The 19,730-nt window shown below is 71.3% G+C and carries 18 protein-coding genes; 11 read left to right on the forward strand and 7 right to left on the reverse strand.

Annotated features, from left to right (window positions below; genetic code table 11):
- The first annotated feature begins 47 nt into the window (after positions 1-47).
- Entirely contained in the window at positions 48-929 is an 882-nt protein-coding gene (locus Microterr_RS11895) for an ATP-binding cassette domain-containing protein (RefSeq protein ID WP_263797727.1), read from the forward strand.
- Positions 926-1,714: an ABC transporter permease gene (locus Microterr_RS11900; RefSeq protein WP_263797726.1), complete on the forward strand. Its 789-nt coding sequence runs from the start codon at positions 926-928 to the stop codon at positions 1,712-1,714. The genes Microterr_RS11895 and Microterr_RS11900 overlap by 4 nt, the downstream gene beginning before the upstream one ends.
- Here Microterr_RS11900 and Microterr_RS11905 read toward each other — a convergent pair whose 3' ends face one another.
- A complete protein-coding gene (locus Microterr_RS11905; RefSeq protein WP_263797725.1) occupies positions 1,715-2,128 on the reverse strand; it encodes an ArsR/SmtB family transcription factor in 414 nt (137 codons plus the stop codon). It abuts the gene before it with no gap.
- 70 nt (positions 2,129-2,198) lie between these two features.
- On the opposite strand from Microterr_RS11905, the gene Microterr_RS11910 reads away from it, so the two are divergent.
- Both Microterr_RS11910 and Microterr_RS11915 read left to right on the forward strand, forming a co-directional pair.
- Positions 2,199-3,641 (forward strand): TrkH family potassium uptake protein, encoded by a 1,443-nt coding sequence (locus Microterr_RS11910; protein WP_263797724.1) that lies wholly within the window; start codon positions 2,199-2,201, stop codon positions 3,639-3,641.
- The gene (locus Microterr_RS11915; protein ID WP_263797723.1) at positions 3,634-4,305 is read left to right on the forward strand and encodes a potassium channel family protein; all 672 of its coding nucleotides are present in this window, start codon (positions 3,634-3,636) and stop codon (positions 4,303-4,305) included. The genes Microterr_RS11910 and Microterr_RS11915 overlap by 8 nt, the downstream gene beginning before the upstream one ends.
- Before the next feature lie 70 nt (positions 4,306-4,375).
- Here the strand turns inward: Microterr_RS11915 and proC are convergent, their stop codons facing one another.
- Positions 4,376-5,218, reverse strand: coding sequence for a pyrroline-5-carboxylate reductase (gene proC / locus Microterr_RS11920; protein ID WP_404810180.1), 843 nt, complete (start codon positions 5,216-5,218; stop codon positions 4,376-4,378).
- Between the two features lie 105 nt (positions 5,219-5,323).
- On the opposite strand from proC, the gene Microterr_RS11925 reads away from it, so the two are divergent.
- Genes Microterr_RS11925 through Microterr_RS11935 form a run of 3 tightly spaced genes read left to right on the forward strand, consistent with a single transcriptional unit; the run spans position 5,324 to position 8,407 of the window.
- Positions 5,324-6,436, forward strand: coding sequence for an alpha/beta hydrolase (locus tag Microterr_RS11925; protein WP_263797721.1), 1,113 nt, complete (start codon positions 5,324-5,326; stop codon positions 6,434-6,436).
- A gap of 33 nt (positions 6,437-6,469) precedes the next feature.
- Positions 6,470-7,432: a cation diffusion facilitator family transporter gene (locus tag Microterr_RS11930; RefSeq protein WP_263797720.1), complete on the forward strand. Its 963-nt coding sequence runs from the start codon at positions 6,470-6,472 to the stop codon at positions 7,430-7,432.
- 45 nt (positions 7,433-7,477) lie between these two features.
- Positions 7,478-8,407, forward strand: coding sequence for an LLM class F420-dependent oxidoreductase (locus Microterr_RS11935; protein ID WP_263797719.1), 930 nt, complete (start codon positions 7,478-7,480; stop codon positions 8,405-8,407).
- An 80-nt stretch (positions 8,408-8,487) separates the two neighbouring features.
- On the opposite strand, the gene Microterr_RS11940 is transcribed toward Microterr_RS11935, so the two are convergent.
- Complete coding sequence (locus tag Microterr_RS11940) at positions 8,488-8,955, reverse strand: nucleoside deaminase (RefSeq protein WP_404810179.1); 468 nt, start codon at positions 8,953-8,955, stop codon at positions 8,488-8,490.
- A 40-nt stretch (positions 8,956-8,995) separates the two neighbouring features.
- On the opposite strand from Microterr_RS11940, the gene upp reads away from it, so the two are divergent.
- Positions 8,996-9,628: a uracil phosphoribosyltransferase gene (upp, locus tag Microterr_RS11945; protein ID WP_263797718.1), complete on the forward strand. Its 633-nt coding sequence runs from the start codon at positions 8,996-8,998 to the stop codon at positions 9,626-9,628.
- 3 nt (positions 9,629-9,631) lie between these two features.
- Here upp and Microterr_RS11950 read toward each other — a convergent pair whose 3' ends face one another.
- Entirely contained in the window at positions 9,632-9,949 is a 318-nt protein-coding gene (locus tag Microterr_RS11950; protein ID WP_263797717.1) for a DUF3467 domain-containing protein, read from the reverse strand.
- 44 nt (positions 9,950-9,993) lie between these two features.
- Complete coding sequence (locus tag Microterr_RS11955; protein WP_263797716.1) at positions 9,994-13,545, reverse strand: TM0106 family RecB-like putative nuclease; 3,552 nt, start codon at positions 13,543-13,545, stop codon at positions 9,994-9,996.
- Between the two features lie 87 nt (positions 13,546-13,632).
- Here Microterr_RS11955 and Microterr_RS11960 point away from each other — a divergent pair, with 87 nt between their 5' ends.
- Complete coding sequence (locus Microterr_RS11960; RefSeq protein ID WP_263797715.1) at positions 13,633-15,726, forward strand: NAD(+) synthase; 2,094 nt, start codon at positions 13,633-13,635, stop codon at positions 15,724-15,726.
- Between the two features lie 12 nt (positions 15,727-15,738).
- Here the strand turns inward: Microterr_RS11960 and Microterr_RS11965 are convergent, their stop codons facing one another.
- A complete protein-coding gene (locus tag Microterr_RS11965; protein ID WP_263797714.1) occupies positions 15,739-16,320 on the reverse strand; it encodes a hypothetical protein in 582 nt (193 codons plus the stop codon).
- Positions 16,321-16,413: 93 nt separating this feature from the next.
- Here Microterr_RS11965 and Microterr_RS11970 point away from each other — a divergent pair, with 93 nt between their 5' ends.
- Entirely contained in the window at positions 16,414-17,868 is a 1,455-nt protein-coding gene (locus Microterr_RS11970; RefSeq protein WP_263797713.1) for a phytoene desaturase family protein, read from the forward strand.
- Positions 17,869-18,083: 215 nt separating this feature from the next.
- Positions 18,084-18,641 carry a phosphorylase family protein gene (locus Microterr_RS11975; protein ID WP_263797712.1) on the forward strand — a complete coding sequence of 186 codons (558 nt, stop codon included), beginning with the start codon at positions 18,084-18,086 and terminating at the stop codon, positions 18,639-18,641.
- Positions 18,642-18,703: 62 nt separating this feature from the next.
- Here Microterr_RS11975 and Microterr_RS11980 read toward each other — a convergent pair whose 3' ends face one another.
- A complete protein-coding gene (locus Microterr_RS11980) occupies positions 18,704-19,543 on the reverse strand; it encodes a GDSL-type esterase/lipase family protein (RefSeq protein ID WP_263797711.1) in 840 nt (279 codons plus the stop codon).
- Positions 19,544-19,730 lie beyond the last annotated feature (187 nt).

The following is a 19,730-nucleotide window of genomic DNA, read 5'->3' on the forward strand; positions in this document are numbered from 1 at the left end:
TTAAGGTCATAAACAGTTTGGGACGTACACAGTCAGGAGGAGCGACCATGCACGCGATCGAGACCAGGGGCCTGCGCAAGGCCTACGGCGGACAGTCCGTGCTGGACGGCCTCGACCTGACCGTCGCCGCCGGCGAGGTCTTCGCCCTGCTCGGCCCCAATGGCGCGGGCAAGACCACGACGATCGGCATCCTCACCACCCTCGTGCGACCCGATGGCGGCACGGCGACGGTCGGCGGGGTCGACGTCGTCGCCGACCCGCGCGGCGTCGCACAGCGGATCAGCCTCACCGGCCAGTCCGCGGCGGTCGACGAGGTGCTCACCGGCACCGAGAACCTGGTCATGCTGGGCAGGCTCTCGGGGCTCACTCCCCGCCGGGCGCGCGATCGCGCCGATGAGCTGCTCGACCGGTTCGACCTCGCCGACGCCGCCGCACGGCGCGTCGGCACCTACTCCGGCGGCATGCGCCGACGCCTGGATCTCGCGCTCAGCTTCGTGGTGACGCCCCAGGTGCTCTTCCTCGACGAGCCCACCACCGGGCTCGACACCCGGAGCCGTCGCGAGCTCTGGGACGTCATCCGCGAGCTCGCCTCCGAAGGCACCACGGTGTTCCTCACCACCCAGTACCTCGAGGAGGCCGACCGTCTCGCCGACCGCATCGCCGTCCTCGACGGCGGGCGCCTCGTCGCCGGAGGAACGCCCGCCGAGCTGAAGGCGCGAGCGGGTGCCGACGTCGTCGAGCTGCGCGATGCCGACGGGATGCTCCTGCACGAGGCCCACACCGACGGCACCGCCGCCGACATCCGCCGCGCGCTGGACGCCTTCGGCGACGACGCGGGCGTGATCAGCATCCGCCGCCCGACCCTCGACGACGTGTTCCTCGCCCTCACCGGCGGAGCCACCGCCCTCGACTCACGGAGGTCCGCATGACCGCTCTCACTCCCGCGCTCCGCCCGGGGATCACCGGCATCACGGCCGAGACCGTGTTCATCGGCCGGAGCCTGCGCCACTCGCTCCGCGACGGCGAATCGCTGCTGATGGCGATCATGCTGCCGGTGATACTCATGCTCCTGTTCACGTTCGTGTTCGGCGGGGCGCTCGATCCGAGCGGCGGCTACGTCGACTACGTCGTGCCGGGCATCATCCTGCTGTGCGCCGGCTTCGGCGCCTCCTCGACGGCCGTGTACGTCGCCAACGACATGAAGACCGGCATCATCGACCGGTTCCGCACGATGCCGCTGCGCGCCGGCGCGGTGCTCACCGGCCATGTCGTCGCGAGCCTGCTGCGCAACCTGCTCGCGACCGGCGTCGTGATCGGCGTCGCGCTCCTGGTCGGCTTCAGGCCGACGGCCGATGCGGCGGGCTGGATCGCCGCGATCGGCCTCGTGGCGCTGTACATCCTCGCGATCACGTACCTCTTCGCCGCGATCGGCCTCGCCGCGGGCAGCCCGGAGGCGGCCAGCGGATACGGCTTCATCCTGCTCTTCCTGCCCTACCTCTCCAGCGCGTTCGTCCCGGTCGAGACGCTCCCGTCCTGGCTGCAGTGGATCGCAGAGCACCAGCCGGTGACCCCGATCATCGAGACCCTCCGCGGCCTCCTCATGGGCACCCCGATGGGCACAGCGCCCTGGTGGGCGCTGGGCTGGTGCGCCCTGATCCTCGCCGTGGCCGTCGGCTGGGGCGCGTGGCTGTTCCGCCGCGAGACCGCCCGCTGACTACCGTCCGGGGAGCTTGCGCAGCGCCGTCTGCACGACGTGCGACACGGATGCGGCGGCGCGCCCGACCGCGTCGGCCGCCTGCGCTGCCGACTCCGGCAGCGTCGAGCCCGAGGCGGCGGCAGCAGCATCCGCCTCGTCGTCGACGAGGAACGGCACGAGCCAGTCGTCCACCTCGTCCAGCGGCTCCGCCGACAGGCTGTAGTAGCGGTGCTGGCCCTCCTCGCGCACGGAGACGAGCTGCGCCTCGCGCAGGACCTTGAGGTGCTTGGACACCGTCGGCTGACTGACGCCGAGCTCCTGCACGATGTGCGAGACGCTCGTACCCCCGGTGGTGGCGGAAGAGCGCTCGAGCAGGAGGTGCAGGATGTCGCGGCGCGTGCCGTCCGCGATCACGTCGAAGATGTCCGCCATGTGCTTAGGTTAGCCGCGCCCCCTGCGGAGTACCATGACGGGGATCGCCGGAGCGAAAGGCAGCCGAAGAATGACGTCCGACCCCTTCGGGCGGCGCGCGGGGAAGAGCCTGCGGGCCCGGTTGGCGCGGCTCCGGGATGATATTCGCGACCTGACCACGAACTCCCCTTCACGGTTCGCCGTCGGCATCTTCGTCACCCTCATCCTCATCTTCACCGGCCTGTACTCGCTGCCGGCCGCGGCGGCAGACGGGCAGCGCACCCCGTTCGCGGACGCCCTGTTCACCGCGGTGTCCACGATCTGCGTCACCGGCCTGTCGACCGTCGACATGTACTCGCACTGGTCGCCGCTCGGCCACCTGATCACGTACATCGGCGTGAATGTCGGCGCGCTCGGCGTGCTCACCCTCGCGTCGATCCTCGGACTGGTGATCTCCAAGCGCCTCGGCCTGCGGGCGAAGCTGATCGCCGCCGGGGACTCGAACCCCATGCGCGTGCACGGCGGGCCGGTGAACGAGGGCCAGACCGTGCGGCTCGGCGAGGTCGGCCAGCTGCTCGTCACGGTCGCCCTGTCGACCCTGGTGATCGAGGCCGGGCTCGTGGTCCTGCTGTATCCCTCCCTGGTCCTGGCCGGCGTCGACCCGCTCACCGCCCTCTGGGAAGCCCCGTACTACGCCGCCATGTCGTTCACGAACACCGGCTTCGTGCCGAACGCGGGCGGGCTGACGCCGTTCGGCGACGACTACTTCCTGCTGACCGTGCTGATGACGGGCGTCTTCCTCGGCTCGATCGGCTTCCCGGTCATCTTCGCGCTCTGGCGCCACCAGTGGCACGTCCGCCGCTGGTCGCTGCACGCGAAGCTGACGCTCATCACGACGACCGCACTGTTCGTGATCGGCGCGGGCGTCTTCGTCCTGCTCGAATACGACAACCCCGCGACGTTCGGGAGCATGGACGCGTGGGACACCACGTTCCAGGCGTTCTTCCTCTCGGCGATGACGCGGTCAGGCGGGTTCTCGGTCATCGACATCGGCGACCTGCACGGCTCGAGCCTCGTCGTCGGGTCGATGCTCATGTTCGTCGGCGGCGGCTCGGCCTCGACGGCCGGCGGCATCAAGGTCACCACCCTCGCGATCCTCGCGCTCGCCGTGGTCGCGGAGGCCAAGGGCCGCCAGTCGGTGGAGGTGTTCGGCCGCCGCGTCCCGAGCGACGTGCAGCGCGTGGCGCTGTCGGTCGTCGCCTGGGGCGCGACGATCGTGGCACTCTCGACGATCGCAGTCGCGCAGATCACGAAAGCCCCCGTCGAGGACGTGCTCTTCGACGTGATCTCGGGGTTCGCCACCGTCGGGCTGTCCACCGGTCTGACCGCGGAGCTGCCCGACCCCGCCGTCTACGTCATGGCGCTGACGATGTTCATGGGCCGCGTTGGTACAGTGACTCTGGCCGCGGCCGTGGCCGCGACGAACCGTTCGCAGCTCTACTCGCTGCCGGTGGAAAGGCCGATCGTTGGTTGAGCAGATCAGGGGCGATGCGCCCGTCCTGGTGATCGGACTGGGGCGCTTCGGCGCCGCGTGCGCCGGCGAACTCGACCGGCTCGATCGAGACGTGCTCGCGATCGACGAGAGCCTCGAACTCGTGCAGAAGTGGTCAGAGCGGGTCACCCACACCGTTCAGGCCGACGCGAAGAACATCGACGCGCTGAAGCAGATCGGCGCGCAGGACTTCCAGGTTGCCGTGGTCGCCGTGGGCTCGTCGATCGAAGCATCCGTGCTCATCACCGCGAACCTCGTCGACCTGAAGGTGCCGCAGATCTGGGCCAAGGCCGTCTCCCAGTCGCACGGCAAGATCCTCGCCCGCGTCGGCGCGAACCACGTGATCTACCCCGAGCGGGAGGCCGGCGAGCGCGTCGCGCACCTCGTGAGCGGACGGATGCTGGACTTCATCCGCTTCGACGACGATTTCGTGCTGGCGAAGATGTACCCGCCGAAGTTCATCCGCGGCGTGGGCCTGAACGAGTCGGGCGTGCGCACGAAGTACAACGTCACCGTCGTCGGCGTGAAGAGCCCCGGCAAGCCGTTCCGCTATGCCGAGGCTCAGACCGTCGTGACCAACCACGACCTGATCATCGTGTCGGGCACCAACAGCGACATCGAGCGCTTCGCCGCCCTCGATCGCTGATCAGCCGCCGGCGGCGTGTCTCGATACGCCGCTGCGCGCCTACTCGACAACCGTCGCTCGCCGGCGTCGCCTACGCTCCGGCGGCGAGCTCTTTCGCGCGGGCCAGCGCAGCATCCGTCGCCTCGGTGAAGATGCCCTCCAGGCGCGCCTTCTCGAGCACGCCGATAGCCCGCTCGGTGGTGCCCTTCGGGCTCGTCACGCGGCGACGCAGCTCGGCGGGCTCCTCGCCCGAGGCCTCGAGCAGTGCGGCGGCGCCGATGAGGGTCTGCTCGGTCATGAGGCGCGCCTGCTCCTCGGTGAACCCCTTGTCGACTGCCGCCTTGGCGAACTCCTCGATCAGGAAGTACACGTACGCAGGACCGGAGCCCGAGATCGTCGAGAGCGCGTCGATCTGGCTCTCGTCGACCGTGATGACGGTGCCGACCGTCTGGAACAGGCGCTGGACGAGCGCGAGATCGGCCTCGCTCGTGCTCGCGCTGGCCGCGAGGCCGGTGACCGCACGCCCGACCAGCGCGGGGGTGTTCGGCATCGAGCGCAGCACGGGGATCTCGGCGCCGAGAATGCCCTCGAACGTCGAGATCGTGACACCGGCCGCGAGGCTCACGACGAGCGTTCCCGGCCGCAGCACCGCCGCGATCTCGCGGAGCAGGTCGGGAACCATTGCCGGCTTCACCCCGATGAGCACGATGTCGGCGGATGCCGCTGCCGCCGTGTTGGCGTCGGGGTGCTCCTCCAGCGCGACGCTGGTGACCCCGGCCAGGTCGGCGAGCTCGGCCGCCTTCGCCGCCGAGCGGTTCGTGGCCGTCAGGCCCGCCCCGGCGAGGCCGGAGGTGACCAGACCGTGCAGGATCGCACCGCCCATCGAGCCGGCGCCGAGGATCGCGATGGACGGGAGGGCGAGGTCGGTCGACATGCGGTCCATCCTATGAGCGCGAGCCCGGTGGCGCCCGGGGGCCGAGGGTTATAGTCGAGGAGTCCGGGGCGCGGTCGCCCTCAGGCGATGCGAAGGATCGTTCACATGGCTCTCCTCGACGGGATCACCACCCGCCTCATCGACACCGGCACGCTGAGCATCAGCATCCTCGAGCGCGCGGGCGACGACCCGGCGACGCCGCACGACCGGACGGTCGTCCTCGTGCACGACGCACTGTCGTCCGCGGCGCTGTGGCAGGAGACGATGCAGGACCTGCCCGGCGACCTCCGCGTGATCGCGCTCGATCTGCGCGGCTTCGGCGACAGCGAGCACACGCCCGTCGATGCGACGCGCGGCGTCCGCGACTTCAGCGACGACGTGCACGGGGTGCTGAGCGTCCTGGAGATCGAGATCGCCCACCTCGTCGGCTGGGGCCTCGGCGGCGCGGTGATCCTGCAGTACGCGCTGGACCACCCCTCCCTCAGCCTGACCCTGGAGGCGCCGATCTCGCCATACGGGTTCGGCGGCACGCGCCGCGACGGGTCGCGCCTCACCGACGACGACGCGGGCACCGGCGGAGGGCTGCCCAACCCCGACTTCGTGCAGCGTCTCATCGATCACGACACCGGCGAGGACGCGGAGACGTCGCCCCGGCGCGTGTTCCGGGCCGAGTACGTCGCGGCCGACTACACCGGTCCGTCGGAAGACCTCGGGGTGGAGGCGATGCTCTCGACCTCGACGGCAGCGGGCAACTATCCGGGCGACGCGGTGCCGAGCGACAGCTGGCCCGGGTTCGCGGCGGGCACCAACGGCGTCCTCAACGCCGTCTCCCCGCAGCACTTCGACGTGTCGGGGATCGTCGGTCTCGCCCAGAAGCCGCCGATCCTGTGGGTGCACGGAACGGCGGACACGCTCATCTCGGACACCTCGCTCTCCGACGTCAACCACCTGGGCTCGCTCGGCATCGTCCCGGAGTGGCCGGGCGCCGAGATCGCGCCCGCGCAGCCGATGGTGGCGCAGACACGTGACGTGCTGACCGCGTATGCCGATGCCGGCGGTGCGGTGACCGAGGTGTCGCTCGAGGGCGTCGGACACACCCCGCACCTGGAGCGCCCCGTCGAGTTCCGCCACGCGCTCCTGTCGATCATCGGCTACATCGGCGCACCCCCGTCGGTGGCTCCGCCCACCGAGGCGATCATCCTGCGCTCGGCGGACTGACACGCCGCGCCGCCGGGCCAATAGGATCAGCCCATGAGTGCATCCGGCGGCAACAAGGCGATCATCGCGGCCCTCCTGGCCAACCTCGGCATCGCCTTGGCGAAGTTCATCGCCTGGTTCGTGTCGGGCTCCGCCTCGATGCTCGCCGAGGCGATCCACTCGATCGCCGATTCGTGCAACCAGCTGCTGCTCCTGGCCGGCGGGCGCAAGGCGAAGCGCGCGGCCGACGCCGACCATCCGTTCGGGTACGGACGCGAGCGCTACGTGTACGCGTTCATCGTCTCGATCATCCTGTTCAGCGTCGGCGGTCTCTTCTCCCTGCGCGAGGGCTACGAGAAGCTGACGCACCCGCACGAGCTCGAGAACGTGTGGGTGCCCATCTCGGTGCTCCTCATCTCGATCGTGCTCGAGTCGTTCTCGCTGCGCACCGCGATCCGCGAGTCCAACCACGTCCGCGGCAAGGACCAGTCGTGGGTCTCGTTCGTCCGTCACTCCAAGGCCCCCGAGCTGCCGGTGGTGCTGCTCGAGGACATCGCGGCGCTCACGGGACTGGTGTTCGCGCTCTTCGGCGTCGGCCTGACCGCCATCACCGGCAACGCCGTCTTCGACGCGATCGGCACCCTGCTGATCGGCGCGCTGCTGATCGTCGTCGCGATCGTGCTGGGCGTCGAGACCAAGAGCCTGCTCGTCGGCGAGGGCGCGAACATCGGAGACCACGCCGCGATCGTGGCGGCCATCGAATCCGGCCCCGAGGTCGAGAAGCTCATCCACATCAAGACCCTGTACCTCGGCCCGGACGAGCTCCTCGTCGCCGCCAAGCTGGGGTTCGCCTCCGACCGTGCACTCGGCGAGGTGGCCGCCGACATCAACGCCATCGAGACGCGTGTGCGCGAGGCCGTGCCGACCGCCCGTGTGATCTACCTGGAGCCTGACATCTATCTCGACGACCGGGCGACGCCCTCGACGGCGTCGATCGTCATCAAGTCGGTCGACTGAGGCGGAACCGCCGTCCGACGCGGCTCAGGCCGAGACCGGGAGACCATGGAGTACTGCATCTTCACCGAGCCCCAGCAGGGGTTCTCGTACGGTGAGCAGCGGGCGTTCGCCCAAGCGGCCGAGCAGCTCGGCTTCGACGGGTTCTTCCGCTCCGACCACTACCTGCGCATGGGCGCGGGCGACCCGCTGCCCGGCCCCACGGACGCCTGGACGACGCTGGCCGGCCTCGCCCGCGAGACCTCCCGCATCCGGCTCGGCACGCTCGTCTCGTCCGTCACGTACCGTCAGCCCGGAATCCTCGCGATCCAGGTGGCTCAGGTCGACGAGATGTCCGACGGCCGGGTGGAGCTGGGCCTCGGCACCGGGTGGTTCGCCGAGGAGCACAGCGCGTACAGCATCCCGTTCCCCGCGAAGCGGTTCGGGATGCTGGAGGAGCAGCTGGCGGTGATCACCGGGCTGTGGCAGACGCCCGTCGGCGACAGCTTCGACTTCGCGGGAGAGCACTACACCCTGACCGACTCCCCCGCGCTGCCGAAGCCTGTGCAGGAGCGGATCCCGGTGATCGTGGGCGGCAACGGTCCCACCCGCACGCCCGCCCTCGCGGCGCGCTTCGCGACCGAGTTCAACGTCGGCTTCCAGCCCGAGGACGTCATCGCCGAGCGCTACACGGTCGTGGGCGCCGCGTGCGAGCGGATCGGCCGAGACCCCGAGTCGCTGAAGTACTCGATCGCCCTGCCGACCATCGCCGGCGACAGCGACGCGGTCATGGCTCGCCGCGCAGAGGCGATCGGCGACGACCTCGCGCGCTTCCGCGGGGACACGAACATCACGGGCGGCCGCGACGAGATCGTCGAGAAGGTGGAGCGGCTGCGCGCCCTGGGCGCCCGACGCGTGTACTTCCAGCTGGTCGACCAGCGCGATCTCGCCCACCTGGAGTTCCTGGGCACCGAGGTGCTGCCCGCGCTCCCCCGCTGACCCCGGACCGTTTACGGACGGGACACGCCGTCTTGCGCAGCCTCGAAGCGGCGTGTCGTGACCGTAAACGGACCCGGGGGTCAGCGCCGTTCGCCGAAGAACGCGCGCAGCAGCGCCGCCCCCTCGGCCTCGCGGACGCCGCCGACCACCTCGGCGCGCACCGGGAGCCGGCGGTCGCGCACGACGTCGTAGACCGAACCGGCAGCACCCGCCTTCCCGTCCCACGCGCCGAAGACGAGCCGTGACACCCGCGCCTGCAGGAGGGCGCCCGCGCACATCAGGCAGGGCTCGAGGGTGACCACGAGGGTGCAGCCCTCGAGATTCCATGAGCCGATGGATGCTGCGGCCTGCCGCATCGCGACGACCTCGGCGTGCGCCGTCGGGTCGTGGTGCTCCTCGCGCAGATTCCGCCCCTCGCCGATGATCGTGCCGGCCGCGTCGGTCACGACCGCGCCGACCGGGATGTCGCCGTCGTCGCCCGCCGCCGCAGCGAGGACGAGGGCACGCGCCATCAGCGCGTCGTCGGATTCGGAGGCGGTCAGTCCCACGACCCCAGCGTAGGCCGGGTGCGTGCCCTAACCTGTGCGTATGCGTGTGCACGTCGCCGACCACCCTCTCATCACCCACAAACTGACGGTCCTGCGCGACGAGCGCACCCCGTCGCCGGTGTTCCGGCAGCTCACCGAGGAGCTGGTGACGCTGCTCGCGTACGAGGCGACCCGGAACGTGCGGGTCAGCCCGATCGAGATCCAGACGCCGGTCACCACGACCACGGGCGTGCGGATCAGCGAGCCGCGCCCGCTGGTGGTGCCGATCCTCCGTGCCGGTCTCGGAATGCTCGAGGGCATGGTGAAACTGCTCCCGACCGCGGAGGTCGGCTTCCTGGGCATGGCGCGCAACGAGGAGACCCTCGAGCCCACGACGTACGCGGAGCGTCTGCCCGACGACCTCAGCGACCGCCAGTGCTTCGTCCTCGACCCGATGCTGGCCACCGGCGGCTCGCTGGGCGCGGCGATCGACTTCCTGTTCGCGCGCGGCGCCCAGGACGTCACCGCGATCTGCATCCTCGGCGCGCCGGAGGGCGTCGCCGCGATCGAGGCGCAGGTCGGCGACCGTGACGTCACGCTCGTGCTGGGCTCGCTCGACGAGCGACTCAACGAGAAGGGCTACATCGTCCCCGGACTCGGGGACGCCGGCGACCGCCTGTACGGCACCGTCTGACCCTCAGTCGAGGAGGGGATCGCCGCTCTGCCGGCGGCCGGTCTCCTGCTCCCAGAACTCCAGCTGCTGGGTGAGCGCCTTCGCGAGCTCGAACACCTGCTCCGGTGGGATGCGGATGCGGCTGACCACCCGGGCCGGCACGACGGTCCGCGACTCGCCGGTCTCGGGGTCGATCTGCTCGCTGACGGGCTGCGCGAGCGTGAGGAAGTCCATCACGAACACGTTCGGGGTGTGCCAGACATTCGCGAAGTCGGCGTAGGCGCCGCCGATGAGCTCGGGCGGAAGGTCGATCTCGAACTGGCGGGGTGCGTCGTCGGTCATGGCTGCCTCCTCGGGTGTCGCGAGTCTACGCGGACGGGTGCGGCTCAGGCCTCGCCCGTGAGGCGGGCGAAGCCGCTCAGCCGCGCGACGCCCTCCGGCGTGTACGGGAGGTCGTCGAGCAGACGCGGCGAGTAGAACAGGTAAGCGGCCTGCTTGGCCCGGGACACCGCGACGTTGAGCCGGTTGCGCAGCAGCAGGAACTCCAGGCCGCGCGGGGCGTCGCGCCCCGACGACGCCGCCAGCGACACGATCGCGACAGCCGCCTCCTGGCCCTGGAACCGATCGACCGTGCCGACGGGGATGCGGGGGAACCCGGCGTCTGCGAGCGCCGCCTCGACGGTCACCTGCTGGGCGTTGTACGGCGTGACCACGATGATGTCGTCCGGCGTGAGCGGGCGCGGCGCGAGCCGCGTGACCTCGCCGCTGTCGTCGACCGTGATGCCGGTCCACGCTCGCCCGACCAGGTCGCGGACCAGCTCGACGACGGCCGCCGCCTCTTCGGGCGACGAGGTGGCGTTGCCATGGTGGCGGAGGGGCCGCGGGTGCAGCCCCGGTTCGACGCCCGCGAGCTCGCGCGCCGCCGTCGACGGATGCGCGGCCAGCTCGCCCCCGTAGGCCAGCTGCGAGACCGGCTCGGCGACCGCGGGGTGCATCCGCCAGGTGCGCGCGAGGAAGTAGCCGAACTCCGGCGGCACCACGTCGGCGCCGTCCATCACCCAGCCGAGCGCCGAGGTGTCGACCGGTTCGGGGTGGGTGCCCTGACTCACCTGCGGGAGCTGCTGCGGGTCGCCGAGGAGCAGCAGCCGCGGCGAGGCGAGCGAGACGGCGATGGTCGAGGCGAGCGAGAACTGCCCGGCCTCGTCGATGACCAGCAGGTCGAGGCTGCCGCGCGGGATGCGCCCCGCGTGCGCGAAATCCCACGCCGTGCCGCCGACCACGTAGCCCTCGTGGGCGTGCTCTGCGGTGAACGCCGCGACGCCCGTCTTGGGGATCACGGTGAACGGATGCGTCGCCGCGGCGTCTTTCGGCGCCTTGGCGACCTGCACCGGCGGCACGCCGGCGTCAATGATGCGTCCGAGCATGTTCTCCACCACCGCGTGCGACTGCGCGACGACGCCGACCTTGTAGCCGTGGTCGCGCACGAGGCGGGCGATGACGTGGGAGCCCACGTAGGTCTTGCCCGTGCCTGGGGGGCCCTGAACGGCGAGATAGCTGCGGTCGAGGTCGAGGATCGAGCGGGTGATCGCGTCGACGTCGTCTCCGGCGTTGCGGACGAGCCCCCCGGAGCGGGTGCGCGGCGGCCGTCGCCGCAGGATGTCGGTCGCCGGGTCTGACGGCAGCGCGGGCGCGGCGTCGATGACGGCGTCGGCCCACGCGTCGATCGCGACCTGCTGATTCAGCGCGCGCGGCGGTGCGGCGGGCGTGAGGGCGAGAGGAAGGTCGGCCCACGTGAAGCCCTCGATCGCCGTCTCCTCGACGATCGCGCCGTCATCGAGAACCTCGACCACCTTCACCCTGTGGTCGGCGTGCATCCAGCGCGCGTGAGGGGAGAAGGGGAACGGCACGGGCAGCTCGTACAGGGCGAACGGCTCACCGCCCTCACTCAGCCGGGTGCCCGGCGCGAGCTCGCCGCGCAGCTCGAGGATGCGCCGATCGGTGCGCGCCTGCTCGGGGCGGTGCCAGTCCTCGACGATCCGGCAGCGCTCGGGGTCGAGCACGACCACGTCGCGGGTCTCATCCCAGAGCGACACCGGCTCGCGCAGTCGCAGGAAGTGCGTCGCCCAGAAGGACTTCGACTCCCGCGGGTAGTAGTCGATGGCGGCCGCGCCGAGTCGCAGGGCCTGCACGTCGGTCTCATCGGACACGGCGTCCGCGAGCCCGTTCAGCGCGACCGAGCGCGGAGACGGCTCGTACCCCTTCTCGTCAGGCTCGGCGTTCGGCGCGGGTGTCAGGCCCGCCTCGCGCGCCCGGTCGACGAGCCAGTCACGCAGCCGGAGGGTCGACACGCAGTCGTAGCGGTTGTAGTCGGCGAGATCGTCGAGGATCACCTGAGCGGCGGCATCGTCGCCGTCGTCGGCGAGCGCCCTCGCCTCGACGTATCGGACGATCGAGTCGTCGCCCTTCTGCACATCGCTCGTGCGCACGTCGGCGCCCATGTACAGCGGCTCGAGCTTCTTGATCGAGTAGGAGCGCGAGCCGACCCGCAGCGCCCTGCGCACGATGGGGTACAGGTCGACGAACACGCCGTCGCGCAGCAGCTGGTCGACGTCGGCCTCGCGCACGCCGTACCGCGCGGCCATGGCGAGCAGGTGAGAGGGCTCGTACGGCGCGTAATGGTAGATGTGCATGTCGGGATGCTGCTGCCGCTGCAGCTGCACGATGTCGAGGAAGCGCTCGAGCGTGGCCTTCTCATCGGCGAAGGAATGCGCCCACAGCGCGGTGTACTGCTCGTGCACGTCGACCCAGCCGAACAGGTAGTCGATTCCCCAGAGGGGCGTCTGCGCCGCTTCGGTGTGCAGGGGGTCGCCCTCGAAGTCGAAGAAGAGGTCGCCGCGGTCGGGCCGCGGCAGCGCCGCGAGCGCGGGCGGGACGACGACCTCGTATGTCGGCACCGAAGGCAGCGGCGCGACCGGCTCGGCGGGCTCCACCGGCGCGGGCACCGGGACCCCCGCCCGACTCGCCAGCTGCAGGCGCGCCTGCGTGCGCAGCGAGGCGAAGGCGTCTGCGCCCATCCGCTCGGGCGGTGCGGCTGCCACGGCGAGGTCGTCGATGGTGGCGATGCCCGCGGCGCGGAGGCGCTCGCGCTGCACCGGACGCATGCCGGCCACGAGCAGCAGGTCGCGGCTCGCGATGACCTCCTGCTCGCACGTCGCGCAGCGCCCGCACGCCGCGACCGCCAGCTCGCCGCGGGGGTCGCCCCACGCGATCGCCGGGAACGCCGCCCCCTGCTCGAGCTGCCGGTCGGCCACGAGGGCCTGCAGCCGGGCACGACGGAGCGTGAAGACGGGGAGCAGGTCGTCGACCTGGTGCACGCTGGTGGTGCCGTCGCCGAGCAGCAGCTCGACCCGGTCGGCGCGCGGCACTCCGAGCCGGTCGAGCTGTGCGACGTACGCGGCCAGCTGCATGAGCGCGGTGACGCGTGCGTGGCGGGCGAGCTTGGTGTCCTGCACGATCCACGGCGCGGGTGCGTCGGCATCGGCCCGCGATGAGGGGTCGCGTACCAGGAAGTCGGCGAAGCCGACGAAGTCGGCGGTGGCGAACGCGGCCTGGTAGATGACCTCGATGTGCGGGTCGGCGAGGGCCGTGTCGGTCGCAGCGACCGCCGCAGCCAGGCCGTCGGCATCGGCCGAACGCGCCGTCGGGATCACCGCCACCCGATCGCCGAACTCCGCGATGTACCGGTCGAGGACGCGGAGCTCGTGCTGTGTGCCGAGCGTCCCGGCACGGGCGAGCGTGAGGTCTTCCGGGTCGACCACCTCCGCGACGCGGCCGAGTCGTGCGTCGACCCGCCGCATCCAGGCGAACTCGCACTCCGCCGCTGCCTTCAGATCGCTGGCGCTCCAGACGATCCGCTTCTCACCCTCGATGTACCGCATGCTCCCTCTCCGTAAGGAGGCTAGCCCGGGTCGCCGACATCGACGCGCGTCCGTGCCCGCGCCGCCCCGACCTGCCAGACTTGAGCCGTGACCACCGAGCTGCCCTTCGAGAGCGCCTATCGGCACGGATTCGCGCGCGTCGCGGCGTGCACGCTGCCCGTCCGCATCGCCGACCCCACCGCCAACGCCGCCGCGGTGCTCGCCTCCGCGGTCGAGCTCGATGCCGAGGGCGTCGCGGTCGCGGTCTTCCCCGAGCTGTGCCTGACGGGCTACGCGATCGACGACCTCGTGATGCAGGACGTCGTGCTCGATGCCGTGGAGGACGCCATCGCCTCGCTGGCGACAGCATCCGCCGATCTCCTCCCTGTGCTCGTCGTCGGCGCGCCGCTGCGCCATCGCAACCGCATCTACAACTGCGCCGTCGTGATCCACCGCGGCGAAGTGCTCGGCGTCGCCCCGAAGTCGTATCTGCCGACCTACCGCGAGTTCTACGAGCGCCGCTGGTACGCCGCCGGAGAGCCGTGGTCGGGCGAGGGCATCCGCATCGGCGACATCGAGACGGTCTTCGGCAACAACCTCCTCTTCGCCGTGCGGGACGTGCCTGGTCTCGTCCTCCACGCCGAGGTCTGCGAGGACATGTGGGTGCCGGTGCCGCCGTCGTCGCGTGCGGCACTCGCGGGAGCGACTCTGCTCGTGAATCTGAGCGGCAGCCCCATCACGATCGCGCGCGCCGACGACCGCAAGACGCTCGCCCAGTCGCAGTCGCTGCGGTGCCTGGCCGCCTATGCGTACGCGGCCGCCGGTGCCGGCGAGTCCACGAACGACGTGTCGTGGGACGGCCAGACGATGATCTACGAGGGCGGCAACCTGCTCGCCGAGACCGAGCGCTTCCCCGACGGCCCTCGGCACAGCGTCGCCGACATCGACCTCGACCGGCTGCGTCAGGATCGGCTGCGTCAGGGCACCTTCGACGACAACCGGATCGCCGACGACGGGGAGTTCCTCACCGTCGAGCTGTACCTCGACCCGCCTGCTCGCGACATCGGACTGCAGCGCCCCCTCGACCGGTTCCCGTTCGTCCCGGACGACCCGGCCCGGCTCGCGCAGGACTGCTACGAGGCGTTCAACATCCAGGTCTCCGGGCTCGTGCAGCGGATGCGGGCCATCGGCGACCCGAAGCCGGTCATCGGCGTGAGCGGCGGCCTGGACTCGACCCACGCGCTGCTGGTCGTCGCCCGCGCCATGGACCGGATGGGCCGTCCCCGCAGCGACATCCTCGCGTACACGATGCCCGGGTTCGCGACCACCGAGCACACCAAGTCGAACGCCATCGCGCTGGCCGAGGCGATCGGCGCGCAGATCGAGACCATCGACATCCGCCCGCTGGCGACCGAGATGCTCGAGAGACTCGGGCACCCGTTCGCCGACGGCGAGCCCGTGCACGACATCACGTTCGAGAACGTGCAGGCGGGGCTGCGCACCGACTATCTCTTCCGACTCGCGAACCACCACGGCGGCATGGTCATCGGCACGTCCGACCTGTCCGAGCTCGCCCTCGGCTGGGCCACGTACGGCGTGGGCGACCACATGAGCCACTACGCCGTGAACGCCGGCGTCCCGAAGACGCTCATCCAGCACGTCATCCGCTGGGTGATCGCACACGGCGACCCGTCGACGGGCTCAGGGACCGAGACCGCGACGACGCTCACGCCGGAGGCGAAGACGGTGCTGCAGTCGGTGCTCGACACCGAGATCAGCCCCGAGCTCGTCCCCGTGGGCCAGGACGGAACGGCCGAGTCCACCGAGGACCGCATCGGCCCGTACGCGCTGCACGACTTCACGCTGTTCCACGTGCTCCGCTACGGCATGCGCCCCTCGAAGATCGCCTTCGTCGCCGGGCACGTCTGGGCGGACGCGGACGCCGGCGCGTGGCCGCCTGGATTCCCCGCCGACGACCGATACGCGTACGACCTCGCGACCGTGACGAAGTGGCTCCGCGTGTTCCTGCAGCGGTTCTTCGCCTTCGCGCAGTTCAAGCGCTCCGCGATCCCGAACGGGCCGAAGGTGTCTCCGGCCGGTTCGCTCTCGCCCCGCGGCGACTGGCGCGCCCCCTCTGACGGCAACGCCACGGTCTGGCTCGCCGAGCTCGATGCCGCCCTCGCCGAGCGCGAGCAGGCCTGACGGTCGCGGCGTCTATTCGACGGGCGCCGGCACGTAGGCGAGGGTGATGACCCAGCTGTCCCGCGACAGGTCGAAGAGCTGGTAGCGCACGTGTCGGTCGGGGATCCACCCCTTGGCGAGGTTCGTGTCGAGGCGGACGTGCTCACCGCGCACCCTGGTGCCGCGGCCGTCCGCATCACGGATCGCCTGCACGCGCGTCCAATGCGCGGTCAGCGCGGGAATGTTCGACTCGTCGAACAGGTGCGAGTGGCGGCGCATGTCGCTGAGCGTGAGCTCGTCGGGGTGCGCGTCGCGCAGGTCGAGGCCCAGCACCACTCCCGGCTCGGCGAGGGCGGTGATCGTCGCCGCCCGGAAGCTGACGGTGCGGATCTGCAGCGGCAGCTCCCGGCCGTCGACCGTGGCGAACAGCTGGGTGTGGTGGCCGAAGGTGGTGGGCTTCTCGCGCTCGACGATGATGCCGCGAGGTTCGATGCCGAGCTTGGCCGAGAGGAGCTCCTTGGCCAGCAGCCGCTTCCGGTCGTGCTCGGGGAGCTTCGGATCCCAGCCCAGCCGGGCCGTGACCCCCGCGGGAGTGTCGAGCAGCACTGACTCCATGGCGTACCCCGTTCTGCAGCATCCTGCGTCTGCTCTCATCATGGCGAACATCGCACACGGATTCAAAGGACCGCGCCCTGCCAGACTGGACCCATGGCGCGCCGGGCGACGATCGTGGGCAGCGGCCCGAACGGGCTCGCCGCCGCGGTCGCGCTGGCCCGCGCCGGCTATGCCGTGCGGGTGCTCGAAGCGGCCGAGACGATCGGCGGCGGCACCAGGACGGCAGAGCTGACACTGCCCGGATTCCGGCACGACGTGGGCTCGGCGGTGCACCCGGCAGCGCTGAGCTCGCCGTTCTTCCGCGCGGCAGGAGTGCACGAGCGCGTCGACTGGATCATCCCCGACGCGTCGTTCGCGCACCCCCTCGACGGCGGGCGCGCCGCGATCGCCTGGCGCGACCTCGGCCGGACGGTCGAGGAGCTCGGCGCGGACGGGCGGGCCTGGCGTGCGGTGCTGGGCCCACTCAACGACGGGCTCCGCGACGTGCAGGAGACGGTCGGCGGACCACTGCTGCGACTGCCCCCGCATCCTTTCATGGCGGCGCGATTCGGAGCGCGGATGCTGCAGCTGGGCACCCGGCTCGGCGACCGCGTCTTCCGCACCGAAGCCGGCGCCGCGCTGCTCGCCGGTGTGCTCGCACACGCGAACACGCGGCTGCCCTCCCCCGCTGCGGCCGCCGCGGCGCTGCTGCTCGCGGCGCACACCCACTCCACGGGCTGGGGGTTTCCGCGCGGCGGCGCCCAGGCGATCGCGGACGCGCTCTCCTCCGACCTGCGCGCGCACGGCGGGGAGATCGAGACCGGTGTCCAGGTGCGCACCCTCGCCGGCCTCGACGTCGGCGACCGCGATGCGGGTGACCTGCTCCTGCTGGATACGTCGCCCCGACTGGCCGCGACGCATCCCGACGTGCCGCCGCGCTATGCACGGGCGCTGCGGCGGTACCGGTACGGGCCGGGGGCGGCGAAGCTCGATCTCGCCCTCGACGGCCCGGTGCCGTGGACCAACCCCGACCTCTCCCTGGCGCCGACCGTGCACCTCGGCGGGTCGCGCGCGGAGATCGTCGCGGCCGAGAACGCGGTCGCCGCCGGCCGCATCCCGGCCAGGCCCTACGTGCTGGCCGTGCAGCCGTCGGTGCTCGACGAGACGCGCGCGCCTTCGGGCAAGGCGGTGCTGTGGGCGTACATGCATGTGCCCAGGGACTCGCCGTTCGACCCGACCGAGGCGATCATCGCCCAGGTGGAGCGGTTCGCCCCCGGGGTGCGCGACCGCATCCTCGCCGCGCACGTCACCACGGCCGCCGACCGCGAGGCGCTCAACCCGGCCGAGGTGGGCGGCGACATCCTCGGCGGGGCGTTCAGCCTCGTGCAGGCGGTGCGCCGCCCGGTGGCCTCGCCGGCCCCCTGGCGCACACCCATGCGCGGCGTGTACCTGGCGTCCGCCGCGACGCCGCCCGGCCCCGGAGTGAGCGGCATGCCGGGGTGGTGGGCTGCGCGCCAGGCGCTCCGCGACAGCACGGGGGTGCGGATCGAGCTCGACGATCTGTTCTGACGGCCCCGGCCCTCCGCGCCGTCGGGCGAGGCCCCCTGGTGCGGTTACGCTCGAGGGGTGACCGATGACAAGAAGGGCCCGTCGACCGCGCGCATCACGATCTGGATCGTGGTCGGCGCCATCGGCGTCTACATGCTCGTGTCTGGCATCATCGGCATCATCTCCGGCGGCGCCTGACCGGGGGTCTCCCAGGTGCCTGCTGGGACAATGGAGCAGTGAAACTCCTCGTCGCCGCCCTTGATGCCGAACTCGTCGCCTTCGAAGCCGACCTTCCCGGATTCGACCGGCTCGTCACCGGTCCGGGCAAGCTGCAGGCCACCTACGCGCTGACCCGCGCGCTCGACGCCCGCACCTACGACGAGATCCTCGTCGTCGGCACCGCCGGCGCCATCGACCCGCGCCTGCACGAGGCGATCTACGACATCGACGCCGCGATCCAGCACGACGTCACCGACATCGACGGGATCGTCGGCCAGCACGTGTCGCTGCCGCCCCGGGTGGAGCTCGGACGCGAGGGCGTCACGATCGCGACCGGCGACCACTTCGTCGACGACGCGGAGGCGGTCGGCGTGATCCGCCCCCTCGGCGCCGGCCTGGTCGACATGGAGACGTACGCGTACGCGTGGGTGGCCGAGCAGTTCGGCGTGCCGCTGCGGGTGCTCAAGGCCGTGTCCGACCGCGCACAGGACGACGCCATCACGGACTGGCGGGCGACCGTCGCCGCGTGCAGCGCGCTGCTGCGCGACAAGGTCAGGGCAGAGTACGGGGTCTAGCCGAGCGTTCCCCCCAGTCCGCTCAGCCAGACCCCGTGTCCCGGCGCCCAGTCACCGGGAGGTCATGACCGCCACTGCGTCTTCTCCCACGTCACTGCGGCGAGGGATGCCTGGCCGCTGACCGAGGGGTGGAAGTAGTCGCGCGTCGAGATGTCCGACTTCGCGAACGCGTAGCCCGCGACCGCATAGCCGTCCCACCGGCACTTCGCCGTCGCGGCGCATGCCGCCTCGAGCGCCAGGTTGTACTCGTTCACGCGCGTCTGCACGGCCTCGCGTCGCTCCACATCGGCCGCCTTGGTGCTGGTCGGGCTCGCGAGCATCGACTTGCACAGTCCGAGCAGCGCCCAGGTGAGCCGGGCGGAGACGCTGGACTTGTTGAGGTCGAGCAGGCGCTTCAGGTTCGGGATGCTGGCGACGAAGATCTCCGGCTTCGCCTGGCTGGCCGCGAGCGTGGCGAGACTCGTCTGGATGCTGGCGGCGAAGGCGTCAGTGGAGGTCATCTGCGACACGGAGTCCTTGCACGCGTCGTTCGCGCCGATCTCGATCGTCACGTACTGCGCGCCCTGACCCGCCGCTCTGGTGGCCTGGGCGGGGAGCCCTGCGGCGACCGCACCCGGGACGGCGTCGTTGTAGGTCGTCAGCTGAGCTCCGGCCTGCCGCAGCCGGGTGGCGTGCGAGGCGACCGATGCCGCCGTGCCGGTGGACCAGCTGTTGGTCGGGCAGCTCAGCAGCGCCGAGCAGGTCATGGACGCCTGGGTGATGGAGTCGCCGAGTGCGGCCATCTTGGCCGGGAGCGCGGGAGCGGCGCTGGCGGAGGCGGCTCCGACGGAGAGTCCGACGACGAGGGCGGCGGCCGTGGCGACGGCGGTGAGGGCGCGACGGACACCCGTGGTGGTGCGCATGGCAACTCCGGTTCACGACGCTGTGTGCAGAGCAGGAGGCGCGGACGAATCCGTGGCCGGACAGGCCGGCGGTCGGCGCGAACGAGCGCGTCGACGGCTGATCAGCGGGTATCGGGAGTGGTGCGAAATGGTTCTGTGGTGCTGATCTGGCGTGACACTACACCCGGCACGAGGCCCCGACAAGAGC

The organism is Microbacterium terricola, from assembly GCF_027943945.1.
GTDB classification, from domain to species: domain Bacteria; phylum Actinomycetota; class Actinomycetes; order Actinomycetales; family Microbacteriaceae; genus Microbacterium; species Microbacterium terricola.